At 68.0% G+C, this 21,146-nt stretch carries 37 protein-coding genes and 1 pseudogene; 32 read left to right on the top strand and 6 right to left on the bottom strand.

Features of this window, described 5'->3' with window-relative positions:
- The 32 genes and pseudogenes from VGV06_05445 to rplQ all read left to right on the top strand — a co-directional run.
- The coding region (locus VGV06_05445; protein ID HEV2054604.1) for an elongation factor Tu at window positions 1-111 on the top strand (111 nt) is incomplete at its 5' end.
- A 3-nt stretch (window positions 112-114) separates the two neighbouring features.
- A complete protein-coding gene (gene rpsJ, locus VGV06_05440; protein HEV2054603.1) occupies window positions 115-435 on the top strand; it encodes a 30S ribosomal protein S10 in 321 nt (106 codons plus the stop codon).
- A 147-nt stretch (window positions 436-582) separates the two neighbouring features.
- Window positions 583-1,257 (top strand): 50S ribosomal protein L3, encoded by a 675-nt coding sequence (rplC, locus tag VGV06_05435; protein HEV2054602.1) that lies wholly within the window; start codon window positions 583-585, stop codon window positions 1,255-1,257.
- A 1-nt stretch (window position 1,258) separates the two neighbouring features.
- Complete coding sequence (gene rplD, locus VGV06_05430) at window positions 1,259-1,885, top strand: 50S ribosomal protein L4 (GenBank protein HEV2054601.1); 627 nt, start codon at window positions 1,259-1,261, stop codon at window positions 1,883-1,885.
- The gene (gene rplW / locus VGV06_05425) at window positions 1,882-2,175 is read left to right on the top strand and encodes a 50S ribosomal protein L23 (GenBank protein HEV2054600.1); all 294 of its coding nucleotides are present in this window, start codon (window positions 1,882-1,884) and stop codon (window positions 2,173-2,175) included. The genes rplD and rplW overlap by 4 nt, the downstream gene beginning before the upstream one ends.
- 4 nt (window positions 2,176-2,179) lie before the next feature.
- Entirely contained in the window at window positions 2,180-3,004 is an 825-nt protein-coding gene (gene rplB, locus VGV06_05420; GenBank protein ID HEV2054599.1) for a 50S ribosomal protein L2, read from the top strand.
- 12 nt (window positions 3,005-3,016) lie between these two features.
- Window positions 3,017-3,310, top strand: coding sequence for a 30S ribosomal protein S19 (gene rpsS / locus VGV06_05415; GenBank protein HEV2054598.1), 294 nt, complete (start codon window positions 3,017-3,019; stop codon window positions 3,308-3,310).
- A 7-nt stretch (window positions 3,311-3,317) separates the two neighbouring features.
- Entirely contained in the window at window positions 3,318-3,683 is a 366-nt protein-coding gene (rplV, locus tag VGV06_05410) for a 50S ribosomal protein L22 (GenBank protein ID HEV2054597.1), read from the top strand.
- 2 nt (window positions 3,684-3,685) lie between these two features.
- Window positions 3,686-4,336 carry a 30S ribosomal protein S3 gene (rpsC, locus tag VGV06_05405; protein ID HEV2054596.1) on the top strand — a complete coding sequence of 217 codons (651 nt, stop codon included), beginning with the start codon at window positions 3,686-3,688 and terminating at the stop codon, window positions 4,334-4,336.
- A 6-nt stretch (window positions 4,337-4,342) separates the two neighbouring features.
- Window positions 4,343-4,759 (top strand): 50S ribosomal protein L16, encoded by a 417-nt coding sequence (rplP, locus tag VGV06_05400; protein ID HEV2054595.1) that lies wholly within the window; start codon window positions 4,343-4,345, stop codon window positions 4,757-4,759.
- 160 nt (window positions 4,760-4,919) lie between these two features.
- Window positions 4,920-5,120 (top strand): 50S ribosomal protein L29, encoded by a 201-nt coding sequence (rpmC, locus tag VGV06_05395; GenBank protein HEV2054594.1) that lies wholly within the window; start codon window positions 4,920-4,922, stop codon window positions 5,118-5,120.
- Between the two features lie 15 nt (window positions 5,121-5,135).
- Window positions 5,136-5,387, top strand: coding sequence for a 30S ribosomal protein S17 (rpsQ, locus tag VGV06_05390; protein ID HEV2054593.1), 252 nt, complete (start codon window positions 5,136-5,138; stop codon window positions 5,385-5,387).
- 16 nt (window positions 5,388-5,403) lie between these two features.
- Window positions 5,404-5,772, top strand: a complete 369-nt coding sequence (gene rplN, locus VGV06_05385; GenBank protein HEV2054592.1) for a 50S ribosomal protein L14 — start codon at window positions 5,404-5,406, stop codon at window positions 5,770-5,772.
- Window positions 5,773-5,780: 8 nt separating this feature from the next.
- Window positions 5,781-6,107 carry a 50S ribosomal protein L24 gene (rplX, locus tag VGV06_05380; protein ID HEV2054591.1) on the top strand — a complete coding sequence of 109 codons (327 nt, stop codon included), beginning with the start codon at window positions 5,781-5,783 and terminating at the stop codon, window positions 6,105-6,107.
- A 147-nt stretch (window positions 6,108-6,254) separates the two neighbouring features.
- The gene (rplE, locus tag VGV06_05375) at window positions 6,255-6,800 is read left to right on the top strand and encodes a 50S ribosomal protein L5 (GenBank protein ID HEV2054590.1); all 546 of its coding nucleotides are present in this window, start codon (window positions 6,255-6,257) and stop codon (window positions 6,798-6,800) included.
- A gap of 3 nt (window positions 6,801-6,803) precedes the next feature.
- Entirely contained in the window at window positions 6,804-6,998 is a 195-nt protein-coding gene (locus VGV06_05370; GenBank protein HEV2054589.1) for a type Z 30S ribosomal protein S14, read from the top strand.
- Between the two features lie 13 nt (window positions 6,999-7,011).
- Window positions 7,012-7,410: a 30S ribosomal protein S8 gene (rpsH, locus tag VGV06_05365; protein HEV2054588.1), complete on the top strand. Its 399-nt coding sequence runs from the start codon at window positions 7,012-7,014 to the stop codon at window positions 7,408-7,410.
- A gap of 17 nt (window positions 7,411-7,427) precedes the next feature.
- Window positions 7,428-7,970 (top strand): 50S ribosomal protein L6, encoded by a 543-nt coding sequence (gene rplF, locus VGV06_05360; protein HEV2054587.1) that lies wholly within the window; start codon window positions 7,428-7,430, stop codon window positions 7,968-7,970.
- Window positions 7,970-8,335 carry a 50S ribosomal protein L18 gene (gene rplR / locus VGV06_05355; protein ID HEV2054586.1) on the top strand — a complete coding sequence of 122 codons (366 nt, stop codon included), beginning with the start codon at window positions 7,970-7,972 and terminating at the stop codon, window positions 8,333-8,335. Before rplF ends, rplR begins: the two co-directional genes overlap by 1 nt.
- Before the next feature lie 14 nt (window positions 8,336-8,349).
- Window positions 8,350-8,880 (top strand): 30S ribosomal protein S5, encoded by a 531-nt coding sequence (gene rpsE / locus VGV06_05350; GenBank protein HEV2054585.1) that lies wholly within the window; start codon window positions 8,350-8,352, stop codon window positions 8,878-8,880.
- Window positions 8,864-9,046 (top strand): 50S ribosomal protein L30, encoded by a 183-nt coding sequence (gene rpmD, locus VGV06_05345; protein ID HEV2054584.1) that lies wholly within the window; start codon window positions 8,864-8,866, stop codon window positions 9,044-9,046. The genes rpsE and rpmD overlap by 17 nt, the downstream gene beginning before the upstream one ends.
- Window positions 9,043-9,489: pseudogene (gene rplO / locus VGV06_05340) on the top strand (50S ribosomal protein L15). The gene rpmD and the pseudogene rplO overlap by 4 nt, the downstream one beginning before the upstream one ends.
- Window positions 9,490-9,578: 89 nt before the next feature.
- Window positions 9,579-10,892, top strand: coding sequence for a preprotein translocase subunit SecY (secY, locus tag VGV06_05335; protein HEV2054583.1), 1,314 nt, complete (start codon window positions 9,579-9,581; stop codon window positions 10,890-10,892).
- Window positions 10,889-11,551: an adenylate kinase gene (locus tag VGV06_05330; GenBank protein HEV2054582.1), complete on the top strand. Its 663-nt coding sequence runs from the start codon at window positions 10,889-10,891 to the stop codon at window positions 11,549-11,551. Before secY ends, VGV06_05330 begins: the two co-directional genes overlap by 4 nt.
- A complete protein-coding gene (map, locus tag VGV06_05325) occupies window positions 11,548-12,303 on the top strand; it encodes a type I methionyl aminopeptidase (GenBank protein HEV2054581.1) in 756 nt (251 codons plus the stop codon). The genes VGV06_05330 and map overlap by 4 nt, the downstream gene beginning before the upstream one ends.
- Window positions 12,304-12,306: 3 nt before the next feature.
- Window positions 12,307-12,525 carry a translation initiation factor IF-1 gene (gene infA, locus VGV06_05320; protein ID HEV2054580.1) on the top strand — a complete coding sequence of 73 codons (219 nt, stop codon included), beginning with the start codon at window positions 12,307-12,309 and terminating at the stop codon, window positions 12,523-12,525.
- Window positions 12,526-12,642: 117 nt separating this feature from the next.
- A complete protein-coding gene (rpmJ, locus tag VGV06_05315; protein HEV2054579.1) occupies window positions 12,643-12,756 on the top strand; it encodes a 50S ribosomal protein L36 in 114 nt (37 codons plus the stop codon).
- Window positions 12,757-12,844: 88 nt separating this feature from the next.
- Window positions 12,845-13,261: a 30S ribosomal protein S13 gene (gene rpsM, locus VGV06_05310; GenBank protein ID HEV2054578.1), complete on the top strand. Its 417-nt coding sequence runs from the start codon at window positions 12,845-12,847 to the stop codon at window positions 13,259-13,261.
- A gap of 12 nt (window positions 13,262-13,273) precedes the next feature.
- Window positions 13,274-13,714 (top strand): 30S ribosomal protein S11, encoded by a 441-nt coding sequence (rpsK, locus tag VGV06_05305; GenBank protein ID HEV2054577.1) that lies wholly within the window; start codon window positions 13,274-13,276, stop codon window positions 13,712-13,714.
- A gap of 14 nt (window positions 13,715-13,728) precedes the next feature.
- Complete coding sequence (gene rpsD / locus VGV06_05300; GenBank protein HEV2054576.1) at window positions 13,729-14,352, top strand: 30S ribosomal protein S4; 624 nt, start codon at window positions 13,729-13,731, stop codon at window positions 14,350-14,352.
- 28 nt (window positions 14,353-14,380) lie between these two features.
- Window positions 14,381-15,367, top strand: coding sequence for a DNA-directed RNA polymerase subunit alpha (locus VGV06_05295; protein HEV2054575.1), 987 nt, complete (start codon window positions 14,381-14,383; stop codon window positions 15,365-15,367).
- Window positions 15,364-15,864 (top strand): 50S ribosomal protein L17, encoded by a 501-nt coding sequence (rplQ, locus tag VGV06_05290; protein HEV2054574.1) that lies wholly within the window; start codon window positions 15,364-15,366, stop codon window positions 15,862-15,864. The genes VGV06_05295 and rplQ overlap by 4 nt, the downstream gene beginning before the upstream one ends.
- A 68-nt stretch (window positions 15,865-15,932) precedes the next feature.
- Here rplQ and VGV06_05285 read toward each other — a convergent pair whose 3' ends face one another.
- The 6 genes from VGV06_05285 to VGV06_05260 form a co-directional block, all read right to left on the bottom strand.
- The gene (locus tag VGV06_05285) at window positions 15,933-16,607 is read right to left on the bottom strand and encodes a dienelactone hydrolase family protein (protein HEV2054573.1); all 675 of its coding nucleotides are present in this window, start codon (window positions 16,605-16,607) and stop codon (window positions 15,933-15,935) included.
- 102 nt (window positions 16,608-16,709) lie between these two features.
- Window positions 16,710-17,945, bottom strand: a complete 1,236-nt coding sequence (locus VGV06_05280) for a hemolysin family protein (GenBank protein ID HEV2054572.1) — start codon at window positions 17,943-17,945, stop codon at window positions 16,710-16,712.
- Window positions 17,942-19,219, bottom strand: a complete 1,278-nt coding sequence (locus VGV06_05275; protein ID HEV2054571.1) for a hemolysin family protein — start codon at window positions 19,217-19,219, stop codon at window positions 17,942-17,944. Before VGV06_05275 ends, VGV06_05280 begins: the two co-directional genes overlap by 4 nt.
- The gene (thiL, locus tag VGV06_05270; protein HEV2054570.1) at window positions 19,212-20,261 is read right to left on the bottom strand and encodes a thiamine-phosphate kinase; all 1,050 of its coding nucleotides are present in this window, start codon (window positions 20,259-20,261) and stop codon (window positions 19,212-19,214) included. The genes VGV06_05275 and thiL overlap by 8 nt, the downstream gene beginning before the upstream one ends.
- Window positions 20,261-20,845 carry an aminodeoxychorismate/anthranilate synthase component II gene (locus VGV06_05265; GenBank protein ID HEV2054569.1) on the bottom strand — a complete coding sequence of 195 codons (585 nt, stop codon included), beginning with the start codon at window positions 20,843-20,845 and terminating at the stop codon, window positions 20,261-20,263. The genes thiL and VGV06_05265 overlap by 1 nt, the downstream gene beginning before the upstream one ends.
- A 72-nt stretch (window positions 20,846-20,917) precedes the next feature.
- Window positions 20,918-21,146 (bottom strand): chorismate-binding protein (locus tag VGV06_05260; GenBank protein HEV2054568.1); only part of this gene is annotated, 229 nt, incomplete at its 5' end.

The raw sequence follows: 21,146 nt of genomic DNA, 5'->3' as shown, positions 1-21,146 counted from the left end.
ATGACGATCGAGCTGATCCAGCCGGTGGCGATGGAGAAGGAGCTGCGGTTCGCGATCCGCGAGGGCGGGCGCACCGTGGGCGCCGGCGTCGTCGCGGAGATCGCGGAGTAGGGCATGGTCACCGTCAGCGCCGACCAGAAGATCCGCATCCGGCTCAAGGCGTACGACCACAACCTCCTGGACCGCTCGATGAAGGAGATCGTGGAGACCGTGCGCCGCACGGGCGCCCGTGTCACCGGCCCGGTGCTGCTGCCGACCATGATCAATCGCTGGACGGTCCTGCGCTCGCCCCACGTGGACAAGACATCCCGGGAGCAGTTCGAGATGCGGACCCATAAGCGCCTGCTCGACATCCTGGACCCGACGCCGCAAACGGTCGACGCCCTCATGAAGCTGGATCTGCCCAGCGGCGTCGACGTGGAAATCAAGCTGTGAGCGCGCCGATGACGGCCCATCTGCGGCGTTGGCACGCTGGCTCCTCCCTGCGGCGTACAAATGCGTACGCCTCAGTCGTCGCCAACGTGCCGCCTTGCATCTGGACCGTCCTCGCCACACTCACGAGGTCATAGTCCCGCCATGGCGATGAAGGAAGGGCTGATCGGCCGGAAGAGGGGCATGACCCAGGTCTTCGGCGACGACGGGAGCATGATCCCGGTCACCGTGGTCGAGGCCGGGCCCTGCACGGTAGTGGGGGTGCGCACGAAGGCGACCCACGGCTACGACGCGCTCCAGATCGGCTTCGAGCCCGCGAAGAAGAACGTCACCAAGCCCATGGCGGGCCACTACAAGAAGGCCGGCGTGGACACGCCGATGAAGGTGCTGCGCGAGATGCGGCTGCAGAAGAGCGAGGCCGTCGCCGCCTACCAGCCGGGCCAGACGCTGACGGTCGAGCTGTTCGTGCCCGGGGAGTTCGTGGACGTGGTGGGCGTGACCAAGGGCAAGGGCTTCCAGGGCGGCGTGAAGCGCCACGGCTGGTCCGGCGGTGACCAGAGCCACGGCTCGATGTTTCACCGGGCGCCGGGCTCCATCGGGGCGTCGTCCGATCCTTCTCGCGTCTGGCCAGGCCACAAGCTCCCGGGACGCATGGGCGGCGACCGCCGCACCGTGCTGAACCTGCCGGTCGTGCGCGTCATCCCCGAGCAGAACCTAATTCTATTGAGAGGCGCGGTGCCGGGACACACCGGGACGCTCCTGGTGGTGCGCAAGAGCGTGAAGCAGACCAAGGCGCAGCAGCAGAAAACCAAAGAGGCCACGTAGCATGCCGACCGTTCCAGTGCTCGACGCGACGGGCAAGGCGCTGCAGCAGCTCGAGCTGTCCGCCGACGTGTTTGCGGGCCCGGTCCGCGTCCCGCTGCTGCACCAGGCGGTCGTGAAGGAGCTGGCGGCGCGGCGCGCGGGCACTCACGACACCAAGGGGCGCAGCGAGGTCTCGGGCGGCGGCAGGAAGCCGTGGAAGCAGAAGGGCACGGGCCGGGCCCGCCAGGGCTCGATCCGCGCCACCCAGTGGAAGGGAGGCGGCAAGCCCTTCGGCCCCACGCCCCGGAAGTACGACAAGAAGATGCCGACCGAAATGCGGCGCGCGGCTTTGCGAGAGGCGCTGGCGGCCAAGATCGCCTCGGGCGAGGTGTCCGTGGTCGACCAGCTCGGCCTGGCGGAGGCCAAGACGAAGGCACTGACGACCCGGCTCAAGCGCCTGGGGCTGCCCGAGGGGCCCACGCTCCTCGTGGTCTCGGAGCGCACGGAAAGCCTCAACCGCGCGGCGCGGAACCTGCCGTGGCTGTCGGTCGAGACGCCGACCCATGCCTCCGTCTACCAGGTTCTGCGCAACGACCGCGTGCTGTTCGAGAAGGCGGCGCTGTTGTCGCTCCAGGAGGCGTTGGCATGAACCGCGATCCCCGGAACGTGCTGGTCAAGCCGCTGATGACCGAGAAGAGCATGCAGCGGAAGGAAGAGCTCAACGCGATCACCTTCCAGGTGTCGGTCGACGCCAACAAGGTCGAGATCCGCCAAGCCGTCGAGAAGGTCTTCAACGTCAAGGTCGCGACCGTGCGCACGGCCTCTCACGAGGGCAAGTGGAAGCGCATGGGCAAGTTCGAGGGTCGCCGCCCGGCCTGGAAGAAGGCGGTCGTGACGCTCGCGCCCGGCCACAAGATCGATCTGGTCGAGGGAGCCTAGGACCATGGGAATCCGGACACTCAAGCCCACCTCGCCGGCTCGGCGCTACATGACGCTCCTCACCAACGAGGAGATCACGAAGAAGACGCCGGAGAAGAGCCTCCTGTCGCCCAAGAAGCGGACGAGCGGGCGGAACGTCTACGGGCGCATCACCGTCCGCCACCGCGGCGGCGGGCACAAGCGCATGCTGCGCGACGTCGACTTCCGGCGCGACAAGGTCGGTATCCCGGCGGTGGTCAAGGGGATCGAGTATGACCCGGGTCGCTCGGCGCGCATCGCGCTCCTGCACTACAAGGACGGCGAGAAGCGCTACATCATCGCCCCGCTCGGGCTCAAGCCCGGTGACGTCATCATGTCGGGCCCCCAGGCCGACATCCTGCCGGGCAACGCCCTGCCGATCAGAAACATCCCGCTCGGCACCTTCGTGCACAACGTGGAGCTCCAGCCGGGCAAGGGCGGCCAGCTCTGCAGGAGCGCCGGCACGCTCGCCCAGCTCCTGGCCAAGGAGGGCGACCACGCCAACCTCAAGCTGCCCTCGGGCGAGGTGCGTCAGGTCAAGCTCGAGTGCATGGCGACGGTGGGACAAGTCGGCAACCTGGACCACGAGAACGTGTCCGTCGGCAAGGCCGGGCGCACGCGCTGGAAGGGCTTCAGGCCCACCGTCCGCGGAACCGTGATGAACCCCGTCGACCACCCCATGGGTGGCGGCGAAGGCAAGGGCAAGGGCAATCACCCGATGACCCCGTGGGGCAAGCCGACCAAGGGGTACAAGACGCGGCGCGGCGCGCGCCCGTCGGACCGCTACATCGTGACGCGCCGGACGAAGTAGGAGCCGAGACCTATGGGACGCTCTACCAGGAAGGGGCCGTACATCGAGGAGAGGCTGGAGAAGCGGGTGGAGGAGCTCAACCGCCAGCGCCAGAAGAAGGTGTTGAAGACCTGGTCGCGGCGCTCCACCATCGTGCCGGAGTTCGTGGGTCACACGCTGGCCGTGCACAACGGCCGGAAGTTTATCCCGGTCTACATCACCGAGAACATGGTGGGCCACCGGCTGGGCGAGTTCGCCCTGACGCGTACGTTCAGGGCGCACGGGCAGGCCGAGAAGGCCACCGTGTCGCCGACGGGGAAATCCTGAGCACGCCATGAAGACCCGAGCCACCGCGCGCTACATCCGCGTCCCGGCCTCCAAGGCCAGGCTGGTCCTCGATCACATCCGGGGCAAGTCGGCGGGCGAGGCTCTGGCGCTGCTGGAGTTCACTCCCAAGGCGGCCGCCCGGCTCATCGAAAAGGTGCTGCGCTCGGCCATCGCCAACGCGGAGCACAACCACCAGGTGCGGGACCTCGACGACCTTCGGGTCGTCAAGGCTACGGCCGACGGCGGCCCGTCGATGAAGCGCGTCTCGCCTCGGGCGATGGGGCGGGCCTTCTTCATCAAGCACCGCACCAGCCATCTCACGATCGAGCTTTCCGACGAGACGGCGCGCCCCTCGCGGGCCGCCCAGAGGTAGCCATGGGGCAGAAGACGCATCCGATCGGGTTCAGGCTGGGCGCCACGCGCACGTGGAGCTCCCGGTGGTTCGCCACCAAGGGGTACGCGGAGCTCCTGCACGAGGACGTCAAGATCCGCCGGTTCATCAAGTCCTCGCTCTATCACGCGGGGATCTCGCGGATCGACATCGAGCGCTCGGCCAACCGGGCCCGCATCTCCATCTTCACAGCGCGGCCCGGCATCATCATCGGCCGCAAGGGCGCGGAGGTGGAGAAGCTCAAGAACGAGATCCAGTCGCGCACCGCCAAGGAGGTCTACCTCAACATCGAAGAGGTGGTCCACCCGGAGCTGGACGCGCAGCTGGTGGCCGAGAACGTGGCGCTGCAGCTGCAGAAGCGCGTCGCGTTCCGCCGGGCGATGAAGAAGGCGGTGACGTCGGCGCTCCGGCTGGGCGCGGATGGCATCAGGATCGCCTGCTCGGGGCGCCTGGGCGGCTCCGAGATCGCGCGGCGCGAGTGGTATCGCGACGGGCGGGTACCGCTGCACACGATCCGGGCCGACATCGACTACGGCCTCGCCGAGGCCCACACGACGTACGGGGTGATCGGCGTGAAGGTCTGGATCTTCAAGGGCGAGGTGCTGCCCGCGCAGCGTCAGGCGGCGGAGGCGTAAGCAGCCATGCTGATGCCCAAGCGCGTCAAGTACCGCAAGGCCCAGCGCGGCCGCATGAGGGGCAAGGCGCAGCGCGGCTCCACGCTCGCCTTCGGCGACTACGGGCTCAAGGCCCTCGAGCCCGGGTGGGTGACCAACCGCCAGATCGAGGCCGCGCGCGTCTCCCTCGCCCGCAGCGTCAAGCGGGGAGGCAAGATCTTCATACGGATCTTCCCGGACAAGCCGGTGACCAAGAAGCCGGCCGAGACGCGGATGGGCAAGGGCAAGGGCAACCCGGAGTTCTGGGTCGCCGTGGTGAAGCCGGGACGCATCATGTACGAGATGGAAGGGGTGGACGAGGCGGCGGCGCGCGAGGGCTTCCGGCTCGCGGCCCAGAAGATCGGCATCAAGACCAAGTTCGTGTCCCGCACCCGGGCACTCTAACAACGCGATCAGGGATGACAAGAGACATGGAAATGACTGCCGAACAGAGTTCGCGGGGCACGGGCCGGATCGAGGTCTGGGGATTGCGGTGTGAGGCGCAGCCGAAGGCGAGCCGAGCCAACCCTCAGAGGGAGCGGCGGTCGCTCCTCCCCAGAACATAATGAAGGCGGCGAGCTGGCGCGAGATAAGCGGCGAAGACCTGGACCAGAAGGTCAAGGAGCTGACCGAGGAGCTGTTCAACCTCCGGTTTCAGCTCTCCATGGGCGTGGCCAAGAACCCCGCGCGGGTGCAGCAGGTCAGGCGGGATCTGGCGCGGGCCAAGACCATCCTCCGGGAGCGCCAGTTGAAGAGCGCAAGCTAACAGGAGACGACCGGCGTGAGCGAGACCAAGACGAGAGAAGGCGTGGTGGTGAGCGACAAGATGACCAAGACGCGCGTGGTCATGATCGAGCGCGTTTACCGCCACCCCCGCTACGAGCGGGTCATCACGCGGTCGAAGCGGCTGAAGGCCCACGACGAGACCAACGCCAGCAAGGTCGGCGACCGGGTGCTGATCGAGGAGACGCGGCCGCTATCGAGGGACAAGCGATGGCGCATCCGCCAGGTTTTGACACGCGTGGGCGCGTGAGGCGGGGGCACCGGCCATGATCCAGACTCGAACCATGCTCGACGTCGCGGACAACTCGGGCGCCAAGAAGGCCCAGTGCATCCGCGTGCTGGGCGGCTCCAACAAGCGCACCGCCTCTCTGGGCGACATCGTGATCGTGGCCGTGAAGGAAGCCGTGCCAGACGGCACGGTGAAGAAGGGCGAGGTCGCACGCGCCGTCGTGGTGCGCACGGTTAAAGAGGTCGGGCGAAAGGACGGCTCGTACATCCGCTTCGACCGCAACGCGGTCGTGCTGATCAAGGTGGACGACAATCCGGTGGGCACGCGCATTTTCGGGCCGGTCGCCCGCGAGCTGCGAGACCGGCAGTTCACAAAGATCATCTCGCTGGCCCCCGAGGTCATCTGAAGACCGTCATGGCGATCGCGCGCGTGCGGAAGGGCGATACGGTGGTGGTGGTGGCCGGCAAGGAGCGCGGCAAGCGCGGGAAGGTGCTCCGCGTGATCTCGGAGAAGGACCGCGTGCTGATCGAGCACGTCAACATGATCAAGAAGCACCAGCGCCCGACGCAGAAGCTGCGGCAGGGGGGCATCATCGAGCGCGAGGGGCCGATTCACCTGTCGAACGTGATGTTGGTGGATCCGCAGACGGACAAGCCCACCCGGGTCGGCGTGCGGTCGCTCACCGACGGCAAGAAGGCCCGGGTCGCCCGCAAGTCGGGCGAATTCATCGACAAGGCGTAATTCATGGCTGATGCGGACAAGAAAGAGAAGCCGAAGGCGCCGCAGGGCGGCAAGTCCCCCCAGGGCGCCAAGCAGCCCAGGCCGGCCAAGGGCCCGGCGCCGGCTGCTCCCGCGACGCCGGCGGCCCGCGCCCGCGTCACCGGGGACGTGCCCCCGCGGCTCCGCGACCGGTTCAGGACGGCGGTGATTCCCGCGCTGATGAAGGAGCGGGGCTACACCAACCCCTTCCAGGTGCCGCGCCTCGAGAAGATCGTCATCAACATGGGAGTGGGCGAGGGCAAGGAGAACCCGAAGGTGATGGACTTCGCCGTGGCTGATCTCCAGATGATCACGGGCCAGAAGCCCGTCGTGACGCGGGCCAAGAAGTCCATCGCGAACTTCAAGCTCCGCGAGAACTCGCCCATCGGGTGCAAGGTGACGCTGCGCGGGGCGCGGATGTACGAGTTCCTCGATAGGCTGGTCAACGTGGCCCTGCCCCGGGTGCGGGATTTCAGAGGCGTGCCGCCGAAGGCGTTCGACGGGCGCGGCAACTACGCCCTCGGCCTCAAGGAGCAGGTGATTTTTCCCGAGATCGTGTACGACAAGGTGGACAAGGTGCGCGGCATGGACGTGATCATGGTCACCTCGGCCCGGACCGACGAGGAGGCCAAGGCGCTGCTCGCGCACCTCGGCGTCCCCTTCAGGGAGTCCTAACGTATGGCGAAGACCTCGCTCATCATAAAGGCGGAGCGGCTGCAGAAGGCGTCCAAGTTCAAGACGCGCGTCTACAGCCGCTGCAAGCTGTGCGGCCGGCCGCGCGGTTTTCTCAGGAAGTTCCAGCTTTGCCGGCTTTGCTTCCGGGAGCTCGCCCTCAAGGGCGAGGTGCCGGGCGTGATCAAGGCGAGTTGGTAGGGGGCGGACGACCATGTCGATGAGCGACCCGATCGCAGACCTCCTGACGCGCATCCGCAACGCGAGCCGCGCCGAGCACGAAAAGGTGGACATCCCGTCTTCCAAGCTCAAGGTGCGGATCACCGAGATCCTCAAGGACGAGGGCTTCATCAAGAACTTCCGCCTCATCGAGGACAAGAAGCAGGGGACGCTGCGCGTCTACCTCAAGTACGGCCCGGGGAACGAGAAGATCATCTCCGGCCTGGTCCGGGTGTCGAAGCCCGGCCGCCGCGTCTATGTGGCCAAGGACAAGATTCCGAGCATCCTGGGCGGGATGGGCGTCGCCATTCTGTCCACGTCGCGCGGCGTCATGACGGACCGCGCCGTGCGCAAGCAGCAGCTCGGCGGCGAAGTCCTCGCGTACGTGTGGTAGCAACAGGAGCGCACGCCATGTCACGAATCGGCAAGAAGCCCATCCCGGTCCCGCAGGGGGTCAAGGTCGCCATCGAGGGCCAGACCGTCAAGGCGGAGGGGCCCAAGGGCAAGCTCAGCCAGACGGTGCCCGGCAGTCTGTCCGTCACGGTGGAGCAGAACGTGCTGACAGTCGGCCGCAGCTCGGAGCACCGGACGGTGCGGGCGTTGCACGGCCTGATGCGCTCGCTCATCGCCAACATGGTCCACGGTGTCAAGGACGGCTTCGAGCGCAAGCTCGAGATCGTCGGCATCGGGTACCGCGCGCAGGTGCAGGGCAAGAGCCTGCAGCTGGCGCTCGGCTACTCGCACCCGGTGATCTTCCCGCTGCCGGAGGGCATCCAGGCCGAGGTGGACAAGCAGGTGTCCATCACGATCAAGGGCGCGGACAAGGCCCTGGTCGGGCAGACGGCGGCCATGATCCGGGAGCTGCGGAAGCCCGACCCGTACAAGGGAAAGGGCATCAAGTACTCCGATGAGCACATCCGCCGCAAGGTCGGCAAGAAGGCGGGGGCCAAGTAATGCGGACCGAACTCAAGGTCGAGGGACGCAAGATCAGGCACCTGCGGGTGCGCACGAAGGTGCAGGGCACGGCGGAGCGGCCGAGGCTGGCCATCTTCCGGAGCCTGAACCACATCTACGCCCAGGTGGTGGACGACACGGCCGGCCGGACGCTCGTGTCGGTGGACAGCCGCTCGACCGATTTCCGCGGCAAGGCCAAGAGCGGCGGCAACGTGGCGGCGGCGACGATCGTCGGCGAGCTCGTGGCGAAAAAGGCCAAGGCAGGCGGGATCGGCCAGGTGGTCTTCGACCGCGGCGGCTACCAGTACCACGGGCGGGTCAAAGCCCTGGCCGAGGCGGCCCGCGCCGCCGGCCTAGCATTCTAAACAGGAGACACTGAGTGGCTGAGGCGAAGATCGATGCAAGCGCGCTGGACCTGACGGACCGGGTGGTCGCCATCAACCGCGTCGCCAAGGTGGTCAAGGGCGGCCGGCGGTTCTCCTTCACGGCGCTGGTCGTCGTGGGCGACGGGCGGGGGCACGTGGGCGTGGGGCTGGGTAAGGCCCGCGAGGTGCCCGAGGCCATCCGGAAGTCGGTCGAGCACGCCAAGAAAGACCTGATCCTCGTGCCGCTCAAGGACACGACGATTCCGTTCGCGATCACCGGCCACTTCGGCGCCGCGCGGGTGTTCCTGCGCCCGGCCTCGCACGGCACGGGCGTCATCGCGGGAGGGGCGGTCCGGCCCGTGCTGGAGGCGGCCGGGGTCCAGGACATCCTGACCAAGACCCTGGGAACCAACAACCCGCACAACGTACTCAAGGCGACCATCGACGCGTTCCGCCGCCTCAAGCGGCTCCTGGACACGCACAACGCCCGTCGCAGGTCCACGGACGGCGACGGCCAGGAGGCATCCGGTGGCAAAGAAGCTTAAGGTCACCCTGGTCAAGAGCCTCATCGGGCTCTCGCCGAAGCAGGAGGCGACCGTCAGGGCGCTCGGGCTCAAGCACATCCGCCAGACGGTGGAGCACGACGACACGCCGACCATCCGTGGCATGATCGACGCCGTGCCGTTTGCCGTCAAGGTGAGCCAGCAATGAGACTCGAAGATCTCCGACCGGCGAAGGGCTCGACGAAGAAGCGGAAGCGGCGCGGCCGCGGTCCGTCCTCGGGCAGTGGCAAGACCTCGGGCAGGGGCCACAAGGGGCAAAAGGCCCGTTCGGGCGGCGGCGCGCGCCCCGGCTTCGAGGGCGGCCAGATGCCGCTCTTCCGGCGCATACCGAAGCGCGGCTTCCTGCCCTACGGCGGGAAGACCGAGTTCGCGGTGGTCAACGTCAAGGACCTGTCCGCGCGCTTCGCGGCCGGGAGCGTCGTGGACCCTGACGGGCTCGTCGAGGCCGGCCTCATCAAGAAGTCGGGCCGCAAAGCGGTGAAGGTGCTGGGCGACGGCGCAGTCGCGCATGCGCTCACGGTCAAGGCGCACCGGGTCAGCGAGTCGGCGAAGCAGAAGCTCGAGGCAGCGGGCGGCCGGGTCGAGGTCCTGCCCGCAAGGCCGAAGGTGCCCGACACCAAGCGAGAGGCATCTAACACCAAGCGGGAGGCTTCTAACACCAAGCGGGAGGCTTCTGACAGATGATGGAGGGGCTCCAAAGCTTCCAGAACATCTTCAAGATCCCGGAGCTCAAGCGCCGGGTCTTGGTGTCGCTGGGCCTGCTCGCCGCATACCGACTCGGTGCCCACGTGCCGACGCCGGGCATCGACGCCGCCGCGCTGGCCGCGCTCTTCAACCAGATGCAGAGCGGCCTGCTCGGCATGGTCGATCTCTTCTCCGGCGGCAACCTGCGGCGCCTCACGGTCTTCGCGCTGGGCATCATGCCGTACATCTCGGCGTCCATCATCCTCCAGCTCCTGACCGTCGTGATCCCGACGCTCGAGCGGCTGGCCAAGGAAGGCGAGGCGGGCAAGAGGAAGATCACCCAGTACACCCGCTACGGCACCGTCGGCTTGTCCCTGATCCAGTCATTCGGCATCGCCGTGGGACTCGAGAGCATGCAGCCGCAGGGCGGGCTCGTGCTGGTACCGGATCCGGGCTGGCCCTTCCGGCTGATGACCATGCTGACGCTGACCACCGGCACCGCCCTCATCATGTGGCTCGGCGAGCAGATCTCGGAGAAGGGCATCGGCAACGGCATCTCGCTGATCATCTTCGCGGGCATCGTCGTGCGGTTGCCCTCGGCGGTGGTGTCGTCCTACACGCTCATCACGACCGGCGAGCTCAAGCTCTTCGTGTTCATCGGTCTCGTGGCCATGATGGTGCTCGTGACCGCGGCAGTGATCGTGATGCAGGAGGGGCAGCGCAAGATCCCGGTCCAGTACGCCAAGCGCATGGTCGGACGGCGGATGGCCATGGGCCAGACCACGCACATTCCCCTGCGCATCAACACGGCGGGCGTCATCCCGGTCATCTTCGCCTCGTCGCTGATCCTGTTCCCGGCGACGCTGACGCGCTTCATCCAGCACCCGTGGATGCAGGCGATCTCCGAGGCGCTCTCGCCGGGGCACGTGACGTACACGGCCCTGTACTGCGCGCTCATCATTTTCTTCACGTACTTCTACACGGCCATCGTCTTCAACCCGATCGACCTGGCCGACAACATGAAGAAGTACGGCGGCTTCATCCCGGGCGTGCGCCCGGGCAAGAAGACAGCCGAGTACATCGACCGGGTGCTGACGCGCATCACCCTGCCCGGGGCCATCTTTCTCGCCCTGATCTCCGTGCTGCCGGACTTCCTGATCCGCTGGTTCAACGTCCCCTTCTACTTCGGGGGCACGAGCCTGCTGATCGTGGTCGGCGTGGCGCTGGACACCGTGCGGCAGATGGAGTCGCACCTGCTGATGCGGAACTACGAAGGCTTCCTTCGCAAGAAGGCGCGGGCGCAGGCGTGAGCCTCCGGGTCATCTTCCTCGGCCCGCCCGGCGCCGGCAAGGGCACCCAGGCGCAGGACCTCGCGCGCGAGTGGGGCGTGCCGCACATCGCCACGGGCGACATGCTGCGCGAGGCCGTCGCGGCCTCGAGCGCGCTCGGGCTGGAGGCCAAGCGCCACATGGACTCGGGCGGCCTCGTGCCGGACCCCGTCGTGATCGGGCTGGTCGGCTTCCGGCTGCGCGAGCCGGACGCCAAGGACGGCTGCGTGCTCGACGGATTCCCGCGCACCGTCGCCCAGGCCGAGGCCCTCGACGCGGTGTTCGCGGGGACGGGCATCGCGCTGGATCGGGTCGTGTTCTTCGATGTGTCGAGGGCGGAGCTGCTCCGCCGCCTCACGGGCCGCCGGATCTGCCGCTCGTGCGGCCGCTCCTTCCACTTGGTGTCGGCGCCTCCGAAGGTCGCCGGGAAGTGCGATGCCTGCGGCGGCGAGCTCTACCAGCGCGTGGACGACAGCGAAGCCACGGTGGCGACACGGCTCGACGTGTACCAGACGCAGACGGCGCCGCTGCTCGACTACTACCGCGGCCGGAAGCTCTTGGCCGAGGTCGCGGGCGAGGGGCCGGTTGACCGGGTCGCCGAAGCCATCCGCACGGCCGTGGGACAGGCGGTGACGCGGTGATCCTGCTGAAGTCCTCCCGGGAGCTCGAGCACATGCGCGCGGCCGGCCGCATCCTGGCCGAGGTCAAGGCGCGGCTCAAGGCCCTCGTCCGACCCGGCGCCTCGACCAAGGACATCGACGAGGACATCGAGGCCTTCATCGTCGGCAAGGGCGCCGCGCCGGCCTTCAAGGGCTATCGCGGGTACCCTGCGACGGTGTGTGCCTCGATCAACGACGAGGTGGTCCACGGCATCCCCTCGGCCAAGCGAAAGCTCATGGATGGCGACATCATCGGGCTCGACCTCGGTTGCATCGTCGAGGGGTACTACGGCGACTGCGCCATCACCCTGCCGGTCGGACCGGTGCCCGAGAGAGTCCAGGAGCTCCTCGATGTCACGCGCGAGAGCCTCGACAAGGCCATCGTGCAGTGCCGGGCGGGCAACCGAATCGGCGACATCTCCTACGCCGTGCAGGCGCACTGCGAGAGCCACGGTTTCGGCGTCGTGAGGGCGTTCGTCGGACACGGGATAGGCCGGGCGCTCCACGAAGAGCCGCAGGTGCCGAACTTCGGCGAAGCCGGGCGGGGCCCGGTGCTCAAGACCGGCATGGTGCTTGCCATCGAGCCCATGGTGACCATGGGGTCGTGGGAAGTGCGGGTGCTCGAGGACGGCTGGACCGCGGTGACGGTGGACGGCAGCCTCGCGGCCCACTTCGAGGACACGATCGCGATCACGGCGAACGGCCCGGAAGTCCTCACGCGGACGGCGGCCTAGGGTATGCCGAAAGAAGACGCGATCGAGGTCGAGGGCACCGTGGTGGAGCCGCTGCCGAACGCCATGTTCCGCGTCGAGCTCGAGAACGGCCACAAGGTGCTCGCGCACGTGTCAGGCAAGATGCGCATGAACTTCATCCGGATCCTGCCCGGGGACAAGGTCAAGGTCGAGCTGTCGCCCTACGACCTGACCCGCGGCCGGATCACGTACCGGTTCAAGTAATGCAGTGCGAGCTGAGGGACGGCCGAGTGCCGAAGGCACACGGGCGGGTGGCAGTGCGAGGTGAACGCCGAGGGCTGAGTTGATCGTGAGCGGTGAAACGGTTCGAAAGGACACATTATGAAAGTCAGACCGTCCGTCAAGGTGCGGTGCGAGCACTGCAAGATCGTGCGGCGCGAGGGCGTCGTGCGCATCATCTGCAAGAACCCGCGCCACAAGCAGCGTCAAGGGTAATGGTAGTGCGAGCTGAGGGACGGTCGAGCTGCCGCAGGTACGAACGTCCCGAGGCGAGCGGTGAAATGGCTCGAAAGGAGTAATGACCATGGCACGTATCTCCGGAGTGGATCTGCCGCGGGACAAGCGCGGCGAGATCGCGATCCAGTACATCTACGGGATCGGCATCCCGTCCGCCAGGAAGATCTTCGCCGACGCGAGGGTCGATCCCGGCAAGCGGGTCAAGGCCTGGAGCGACGAGGAGACGGCGCGGGTGCGCGACATCATCGACCGCGAGTACAAGGTCGAAGGCGACCTGCGACGCGAAGTGTCCATGAGCGTCAAACGCCTCATGGACATCGGCTGCTACCGCGGCATCCGCCATCGCAAGGGCCTGCCCGTGCGCGGGCAGCGGACCCACACCAACGCCCGCACCCGCAAGGGCAAGAGCAAGGGCGTCATGGTCAAGAAGAAGCCCGTGGCCGCGGCCGCACCCGCACCCGCCGCCGCGCCACCGAAGAAGTAAGGAGCCCCACGCATGGCTGACGAAGCGCCAGAGAAGGCGGCGGAGAAGGAAGAGTCGAAAGCCCCGGCTGCGCCACGCAAGGGCGGGCGTAAGCGGGAGCGCAAGGAAGTCCGCGTGGGCATCGCCCACGTCCAGGCGACGTTCAACAACACGATCGTCACCCTGACGGACAAGATGGGCAACGTGGTCTCCTGGGCGAGCGCCGGCAGCGTCGGGTTCAAGGGCTCACGGAAGAGTACGCCCTTCGCCGCGCAGACCGCAGCGGAGAACGCCGCGCGCAAGGCGATGGATCTGGGACTGAAGCAGGTGGAGGTGTTTGTGCGGGGTCCGGGGGCAGGCCGGGAGGCGGCCATCCGGTCGCTCCAGGCCGTGGGCCTCGAGATTTCCGCGATCCGTGACGTGACGCCGATTCCGCACAATGGGTGCCGTCCGCCCAAGCGGCGTCGGGTGTAGGGGAGGAGAGAGCGTTGGCGCGATATCGTGCGGCAGTCTGCCGGCAATGCCGGCGTGAAGGCATCAAGCTGTTCTTGAAGGGGTCCCGCTGCTTCGGGGAGAAGTGCGCCATCGAGCGGAGGAACTACCCGCCGGGCCAGCACGGGCTCTCCCGGACCAAGCTCACGAACTACGGCATCCAGCTGCGCGAGAAGCAGAAGGCCAAGCGCATCTATGGCGTCCTCGAAAGCCAGTTCCGCCGCTACTTCGCGATGGCCGAGCGTGAGCGCGGGGGCACGGGCGAGAACCTGATCAAGCTGCTCGAGCGGCGGTTGGACAACGTCGTGTTCCGTCTGGGCATGGCCGCCTCGCGCCGCGAGGCGCGGCAGATGGTCGGCCACGGCCACATCCAGATCAACGGCCGGAAGGTCTCCATCCCCTCGTACATCGTCAAGGTCGGAGAGGTCGTCCAGCTGCGCCCGACCTCCAAGATGCAGGAGCGGGTCGCCGACAACCTGGGAGCCGGGCGCCAGCAGATTCCGGCGTGGCTCGAAGTCGATCTTAACGAGAAGAAAGGCACCGTGCGCGGGCTGCCGATCCGGGAGGACATTCAGATCCCGGTGCAGGAGCAAATGATCGTCGAGCTGTTCTCGAAGTAAGGCCGCCGCAAGCGGAAGAAGGGAACGTATGGCACGGATTCCGTTCCAGAAGCCGAAGACGATCGAGTGGCAGATTCTGTCGGACCGGTACGGCCGCCTCGTGGCCGAGCCGTTCGAGAAGGGCTATGCCCTGACGGTCGGCAACTCGCTGCGCCGCACCCTGCTCAGCATCATCCCGGGGGCGGCCGTGGCTTGGGCGCGCGTCAAGGGCGTCAAGGATGTCGAGACGCGCCTGCCCGGCGTGGCGGAGAGCACGCAGGACGTGCTCCTGAACCTCAAGAAGCTCGCGGTCAACGTTCCCTCGGGTGAGTCTATGGAGACGCGGCTCGAAGCCAAGGGGCCCAAGGCCGTCACGGGCGCGGACGTCTCCGAGGCGACGGGGGTCGAGGTGCTGAACCCCGAGCTCCATATCGCCACGCTCGAGGCCGGCGCGACGCTCGTGATCGACCTCGGGATCGGCGTGGGCCGCGGCTACGTTGCCGCAGACCGGCACGCGGCCGGAACCGTGCCCCCGGGCGCCATCGCGCTCGACGCGGCCTTCTCGCCCATCCAGCGCGTGTCGTACAACGTCGAGAACGCGCGGCTCGGCAAGATCACCGACTACGACCGCCTAGTCGTCGAGGTGTGGACGAACGGCGCCGTGTCGCCCGATGAGGCGCTGACGCGGGCGGCCACCCACATGCGCGACCAGTTTGCGCTGCTGGCGCCCGAAGGCGGCGAGGAAGAGGAGGAGGAAGTCGAGGGCGCCGGCGAGGGGTCTCTGCAGGAAAGTCTCGGGAAGCCTCTCGATGACTTGCCGCTGCCGGCGCGCGCGATCAACGCGCTCAAGAACGCCGAGATTCTCGTGGTCGCGGACCTCGTCCAGAAGACCGACGCGGATTTGGAGCAGGTCAAGAACCTCGGCGACAAGTCCATCGAGGAGATCAAGACCGCTCTGGCCGCGCTGGGCCTCTCGCTCGGGATGCGGATCGACCCGAACCTGCTCGGGACCCTGGGGCGCGGAGGGGTGAAATGAGGCACGGCAACGCCGGGTTCAAGCTCGGGCGCGTCACCGCGCACCGCTGGGCGCTCTTCAGGAATCTCCTCGTCGCGCTCTTCCGCCACGAGCGCATCATGACCACGGAAGCCAAGGCCAAGGCAGTGCGCGGCCTCGCGGACCAGATGGTGACGCTGGCCAAGCGCGACAACCTCCACGCGCGCCGGCAGGTCCTCCGCATGGTGCCGGATACCGAGGTGGTGAGGAAGCTGTTCGACACCATCGCTGCGCGCTTCGGCGACCGCCACGGCGGCTACACGCGGATCATCAGGGCCGGCACGCGCCCCGGCGATCGCGCGCTCATGGTCGTCCTCGAGCTGGTGGACCGGCCCGAGGCGCCCAAGGAGAAGGCCAAGACGGACGCCAAGTCGGAAAAGGTTCCCAAAGCCGAGAAGACCGGGAAGGGTGACAAGGGCGAGGCCGCCGCGCCGGCCGCCAAGGGCAAGAAGAAGAAAGCCGCCGCCGCGGCCGGCTAGCTTTCGCGGCGAAGGAGCTGGACCCAAGCGGGGGCCTCACGGCCCCCCGCTTTCTTTTTCTTCCGCGGCTACTTCAGGTGCTTCTTGAAGTGATCCACGGTCCGCTTCCAGGCGTCGTCGGCCGCGGCCTTGTTGTAGGCGTCCGGGCGCTCGTCGTTGAAGAAGGCGTGGTCCACGCCTGGGTAGACGTGGATCTCGACAGACTTGCCCGCTTTCTTGATGGCCGCCTCGACCCCCCGCGCGACGTCGGGATTGACGAAGCCGTCTTTCTCGGCGAAGAGCCCGAGCACCGGGCCCGAGAGCTTCGCGTAGTCGGGCTTGACGTTGGGGTGGATGCCGTAGAAGTCGACCACCGCGCCGATGGACGCATTCGTGCAGCCGGCGAAAAGTGCGAGCTGGCCGCCCATGCAGAAGCCGACCGCGCCGAGCTTGGCCGTCGAGGAATGGCCCGCCAGGTACATGGCCGCCCCGCGCAGGTCCTTCTCGGCCTGCTCGATGTTGAGCGCCATGAAGAGCTTGCCCGCGCCGTCGGGCTCGCTGGCTGTCTTGCCGTGGTACATGTCGGGCGCCAGGGCCGAGAAGCCCGCCGCGGCGAAGCGATCGCACACGGACTTGATGTGCGGGACCAGCCCCCACCACTCCTGGATCACCAGCACGCCCGGCCCCTTGCCGGATGTCGGCGCCGCGAGGTAACCATCGGTCGTATGCCCGTTGCTGGGAAACTGAACCATCTTGCCGGCCATAGTGTTCGTCCTTTTGTCTCGGTTAGATGTGGAAGATCTTGGTTGAGCGGTCCTGCTCCTTCGCGCAAGCGCTCATCCGACCTGCCTCGCTCGAGCCTCAGGCTACGGTGGCGCGGGTGGGGTGATGCGCACCGTGAGGATGCGGCGCGGGTCGGCCTCGAGGACGGTGAAGGTGTGGCGGCCGACCTGGAACTCCTCGCCGACGAGCGGGAGGCGGTGCACCGTTGCCAGGACGAGCCCCGCCACCGTCTCGAAGTCGCCCGTCGGCAGGCTCCAGTCGAGGGCATCGTTGAGCTCCTCGACCCGCTCCCGCCCGGACACGCGATAGCTGCCATCCGGCAGCCGTTCCGCCATGGCCGGCGTCCGATCATGCTCGTCCTGGATCTCGCCCACGATCTGCTCGACGATGTCCTCCACCGTCACGATGCCGACGGCTCCGCCGTACTCGTCCACCACGACCGCGAGCTGGACCCGTCCCTTCTGCATCTCGGTCAAGAGCTCGTCGATCCGCTTCGTCTCCGGCGCGTACGTCGCCGGCCGCATCAACGTCTTGAGATCGGGGGCCTCCGCCCCGCGCCGCAGGAGATCCATCGCCGTGACAACGCCCACGACGTTGAGCTCGCGGTCGGCGTAGACGGGGATGCGCGAGAAACCGCGCTCCTGAATGAGGCGGATCGCGTCGTCGGGGGTGGCGTCCTCTGGCAGGGCGGCCACGTCGACGAGCGGCACCATGATCTCCCGCACCGCCGTGTCGCCCAGGTCGAAGATCTTGTCGATCATCTCGGCCTCGGACGAGGTGACGTCGGCCTCCGTGGGCTCGAGCTGCAGGAGGAGCTTGAGCTCTTCGCGGGAGACGAACTGCCGAGTGGTCGCGCTGCGCAGGCCGACCGTCTGGAGCGCCCCGCCGACCAGCGCCCTCGCCCCCCAGGTCACCGGCGCCAGTACCACGGTCGCCATCTCGAGCACCGGGAAGAGGCGCCGAATCAGGGCCGTGGCCCACTCGCGCGCCGCGGTTTTCGGGATGACCTCGCCAAAGATCAGCATGACCGGCACGAGGGTCACCGTGACGAGGAAGGCTGCCCAGCCGCCCGCCACGGGAATGAGGGCCCAGGTGGCGAGGGAGGACGCCGCGATGTGGGCGACGGTGACGCCCATCATGGCCGTTGACAGCATACGCTCCGGATGGCGGAACGCTTCGAGGTAGCGCGCCGCCGTGGCGTCGCCGGTCTCGGCCAAATGGCGCATCCGCACCCGGTTCGCCGCGATGAAGGCCATCTCGGCCGCGGAGAGCAGCGCCGTCACGAGCACCGCTAAGCCGATGGCCCAGAAATAGATCATGCCGCGCGGCTCCCGCCGGAGCGGCGGTTGAGCTTCACCAGCACCTCGACCACCCGGGTACGCTGGACCTTCTCGACGGCCACGCTCACCTCGACGGTCTGCGCCTTCTCGCCCCTGTGGGGCACGCGGCCAAAGAGGTCGAGCACCCAGCCGCCTACCGTGTCGAAGGATTCATTGGGCAGGTTCAGGCCCGTGGCGGCATTGAGCTCGTCGATGGGCAGCTTGCCCGAGACACGGTAGGTCGCGGCGTCCACCTTCTGAATGAGCCGCTCCTCCTCGTCGAACTCGTCGCGGATCTCGCCCACCAGCTCCTCGAGCAGGTCCTCGAGCGTGACGAGGCCGGCCGTGCCGCCATACTCGTCCACGACGATGGCCAGGTGGAGCTTCTTGGCCTGGAACTCGCGCAGCAGCGCGTCGGCGCGCTTGGACTCTGGCACGAAGTAGGGCGGGTGCAAGTGCCTGCGCTGGTCGAAGTCCCCGGGAAGGCCGCGCAGGTAGGGCAGGAGGTCCTTGGTGTAGAGGACGCCGACGATCTGGTCCACCGTCTCCTCGAAGACCGGCACGCGCGAGTGCAGCTGGTCGCGCAGGAGGCGAAGGATCTCGGCGGGCGGAGTCGCCACGTCCAGGCAGAACATGTCTGGCCTCGGCACCATGACCTCGCGCACCAGCGTGTCCTCGAGCTCGAAGACCTTGTGGATCATCTCGCGCTCGGTGCGGTCCACTACGCCCTCGCGGGCGCCCACGTCCACGAGTGTGCGCAGCTCGGCCTCCGAGATCTCGGGTTCGCCCTGCTTCCGCTCCGATCCGACGAAGCGCAACGTTACGGTGGTGAGCCCGTTCAATATGGCGCGCACCGGCCAGAGCAGAGCCGACAGCCAGGCGACAGGCCGGCTGACCCACGCGGAGTATCGCTCCGGGCGCTCGACGGCGAGCGTCATCGGCAGGACCTCGCCGAAGACCACGAGGAGCACCGTCATCGCGCCGATGGCGACGGCCAGGCCCGCGGGGCCGAAGAGCTTGGCGGCCATCGTCGCGGCGAGCGCCGAGGCGGCGATGTTGACGAGGGTGATGCCGACCAGGAGCGTGACGAGAAGCTCGTGAGGGCGCGTGAGGAGCGGCACGAGCGGGCCCTCTGCAGGGCCCTGCTCCTCGGCCAGCCGCTTGAGCCGCGCGCGCCCGAGCGAGAAATAGGCCGCCTCAGCGCCGGTGAGGAGGGCGGAGAGGAGCACGAGAACACCCAGGCCAGCGAGCTCGAGGCCGGTCAGGCTATCCACTGAAGTGCTCGTACCCAGCGGGTATCGCGACGCGCAGGCCGCCGGCGCCGAGGAAGGTCACTCCCGCCTCGAGCGCGTTGAGGGTCTCGATCTCGCCGACCACGGTGAGCGCCGTGCCCGTGGCCCGGCCGAGGCCGTCGCGGAGCGCGTCCACGGACGCCGGGTCGCAGGTCAGGAGGAGCTCGAAGTCCTCGCCGCCTGAGGTCGCCCACGAGAGCGCGTCGGTACCGAGGGCGCCCGCGACTTCGCGCGCGGCGGGATCCACCGGCAGGCGGTCGAGCTCGACGCGAGCGCCGACGCGGCTCTCGCGGCAGATGTGGCCGAGGTCTGTGGCGAGGCCGTCAGAGCAGTCCATCATGGCATGCACGCCTGCGGCGGCGCCGAACCAGCGCCCCTCGGCGACCCGCGCCGTGGGACGGAGGTGCGCCGCGGTGACGACCTCGATCGTTTCCGGCCGCACGGTGCCGAGCCGAGCGCGTCCCGCTTCGAGCGCAGCCAGCCCGGCGGCCGACCGTCCAAGCGTGCCGGTCACCGCCACGGCGTCCCCCGGCTTGGCCGCGGAGCGGAGCCTCGGGACGCCCAGGTGCTCCCCCAACAGGGTGACGTCGACGAACCAGCCCCTGGGAGATACGGAAGTGTCACCGCCGACGATCGCGACGCCGTGGGGCGCCGCGGCCCGCCTCATGCCCTCGTACAGCGCCTCGACCTCCGCGGGGTCGGCGGGGGCGGGGAGCGCCAGCCCGACGAGCGCCCAGAGCGGGCGGCCGCCCTTGCCTGCGATATCCGAGAGGTTGACGGCCATGGCCTTCCAGCCGATGTCGAAGGGCGAAGCCCAGGCGCGGCGAAAGTGGACGTCCTCGATGATGAGATCCGTGGTCGCGAGGAGACGCGCGCCCGGCTGGGGCAGCAGCACCGCCGTGTCGTCGCCGATGCCGGTCTCTACACGCTCGGCCGGACTACGTTCGACGGTCCGGCGGATGAGCCTGATGAGCTCGAGCTCGCCGGGGGAGGACGAACGACTTGGAGGGTCCGCCGCGCCCATCACGCGACCGCCGCAGAGCGCGTGAGCCCGAGAAAGTTCCGCAGGAGCGCCTTGCCCTGTCCGGTCAGAATGGACTCGGGGTGGAACTGGACGCCCTCGACGGGGAAGCGCCGGTGGCGCAGGCCCATGATCTCGCCGTCCTCCGCGCGCGCCGAGACTTCCAGGAGAGCCGGGAAGCGCTGGTCCAGCACGACGAGGGAGTGATAGCGCGTCGCCTCGAAGTCCTGCGGCAGCGCGGCGAAGACGCCGCGCGTGTCGTGGTGAATGCGCGAGATCTTGCCGTGCATCTGCTTGCGGGCCCGGCTGACCGTTCCACCGAAGGCCTGGCCGATGGCCTGGTGCCCGAGGCAGACGCCCAGGATCGGGGTGGTCTCGTGGAAGCGGCGGATGAGCGCCAGCGAGATGCCGGCGCCGTCCGGGTTGCCGGGACCCGGCGAGATCACGATGCCCTCGGGCTCCAGGCGCTCGATCTCCTCGACCGTGATCTTGTCGTTGCGCGCCACGCGCATCGTGGCGCCCAACTCGCCCAGGTACTGGACCAGGTTGTAGGTGAAAGAGTCGTAGTTGTCGAGCACGAGAATCATGGTTCTACCGGATCCGGGGGGGAGCGCCGGCTGCCGCTCCTCCCCCGGGCCCCCCCACCAGCTTGAGTGAGATCACCGCGGGTGTCCCTTCCATGGCGGGGCGTCTTCCGGCGTTCCGGTTTCTTGAGAGACGCGGAGCGCCAGCAGCATGCCGCGCGACTTGGAGCAGGTCTCGAGCCACTCCGTCTTTGGGTCCGAGTCGGCCACGATGCCCGCGCCCACCTGGATCGAGGCGCGGCCGCCGTGGCAGACCACGGTGCGGATGGTGATGCAGGAGTCGAGGTTGCCCGAGTACGAGACG

Source organism: Candidatus Methylomirabilota bacterium (genome assembly GCA_035936835.1).
Taxonomy (GTDB): Bacteria; Methylomirabilota; Methylomirabilia; order Rokubacteriales; family CSP1-6; genus AR37.
This window is presented reverse-complemented; position numbering and strand designations above follow the sequence as displayed.

Coding starts and splice junctions, on each gene's coding strand:
- rpsJ (HEV2054603.1), top strand. CDS start 115: ATGGTCACCGTCAGCGCCGACCAGAAGATCCGCATCCGGCTCAAGGCG.
- rplC (HEV2054602.1), top strand. CDS start 583: ATGAAGGAAGGGCTGATCGGCCGGAAGAGGGGCATGACCCAGGTCTTC.
- rplD (HEV2054601.1), top strand. CDS start 1,259: ATGCCGACCGTTCCAGTGCTCGACGCGACGGGCAAGGCGCTGCAGCAG.
- rplW (HEV2054600.1), top strand. CDS start 1,882: ATGAACCGCGATCCCCGGAACGTGCTGGTCAAGCCGCTGATGACCGAG.
- rplB (HEV2054599.1), top strand. CDS start 2,180: ATGGGAATCCGGACACTCAAGCCCACCTCGCCGGCTCGGCGCTACATG.
- rpsS (HEV2054598.1), top strand. CDS start 3,017: ATGGGACGCTCTACCAGGAAGGGGCCGTACATCGAGGAGAGGCTGGAG.
- rplV (HEV2054597.1), top strand. CDS start 3,318: ATGAAGACCCGAGCCACCGCGCGCTACATCCGCGTCCCGGCCTCCAAG.
- rpsC (HEV2054596.1), top strand. CDS start 3,686: ATGGGGCAGAAGACGCATCCGATCGGGTTCAGGCTGGGCGCCACGCGC.
- rplP (HEV2054595.1), top strand. CDS start 4,343: ATGCTGATGCCCAAGCGCGTCAAGTACCGCAAGGCCCAGCGCGGCCGC.
- rpmC (HEV2054594.1), top strand. CDS start 4,920: ATGAAGGCGGCGAGCTGGCGCGAGATAAGCGGCGAAGACCTGGACCAG.
- rplN (HEV2054592.1), top strand. CDS start 5,404: ATGATCCAGACTCGAACCATGCTCGACGTCGCGGACAACTCGGGCGCC.
- rplX (HEV2054591.1), top strand. CDS start 5,781: ATGGCGATCGCGCGCGTGCGGAAGGGCGATACGGTGGTGGTGGTGGCC.
- VGV06_05370 (HEV2054589.1), top strand. CDS start 6,804: ATGGCGAAGACCTCGCTCATCATAAAGGCGGAGCGGCTGCAGAAGGCG.
- rpsH (HEV2054588.1), top strand. CDS start 7,012: ATGTCGATGAGCGACCCGATCGCAGACCTCCTGACGCGCATCCGCAAC.
- rplF (HEV2054587.1), top strand. CDS start 7,428: ATGTCACGAATCGGCAAGAAGCCCATCCCGGTCCCGCAGGGGGTCAAG.
- rplR (HEV2054586.1), top strand. CDS start 7,970: ATGCGGACCGAACTCAAGGTCGAGGGACGCAAGATCAGGCACCTGCGG.
- secY (HEV2054583.1), top strand. CDS start 9,579: ATGATGGAGGGGCTCCAAAGCTTCCAGAACATCTTCAAGATCCCGGAG.
- infA (HEV2054580.1), top strand. CDS start 12,307: ATGCCGAAAGAAGACGCGATCGAGGTCGAGGGCACCGTGGTGGAGCCG.
- rpmJ (HEV2054579.1), top strand. CDS start 12,643: ATGAAAGTCAGACCGTCCGTCAAGGTGCGGTGCGAGCACTGCAAGATC.
- rpsM (HEV2054578.1), top strand. CDS start 12,845: ATGGCACGTATCTCCGGAGTGGATCTGCCGCGGGACAAGCGCGGCGAG.
- rpsK (HEV2054577.1), top strand. CDS start 13,274: ATGGCTGACGAAGCGCCAGAGAAGGCGGCGGAGAAGGAAGAGTCGAAA.
- VGV06_05295 (HEV2054575.1), top strand. CDS start 14,381: ATGGCACGGATTCCGTTCCAGAAGCCGAAGACGATCGAGTGGCAGATT.
- rplQ (HEV2054574.1), top strand. CDS start 15,364: ATGAGGCACGGCAACGCCGGGTTCAAGCTCGGGCGCGTCACCGCGCAC.
- VGV06_05285 (HEV2054573.1), bottom strand. CDS start 16,607: ATGGCCGGCAAGATGGTTCAGTTTCCCAGCAACGGGCATACGACCGAT.
- VGV06_05280 (HEV2054572.1), bottom strand. CDS start 17,945: ATGATCTATTTCTGGGCCATCGGCTTAGCGGTGCTCGTGACGGCGCTG.
- thiL (HEV2054570.1), bottom strand. CDS start 20,261: ATGGGCGCGGCGGACCCTCCAAGTCGTTCGTCCTCCCCCGGCGAGCTC.
- VGV06_05265 (HEV2054569.1), bottom strand. CDS start 20,845: ATGATTCTCGTGCTCGACAACTACGACTCTTTCACCTACAACCTGGTC.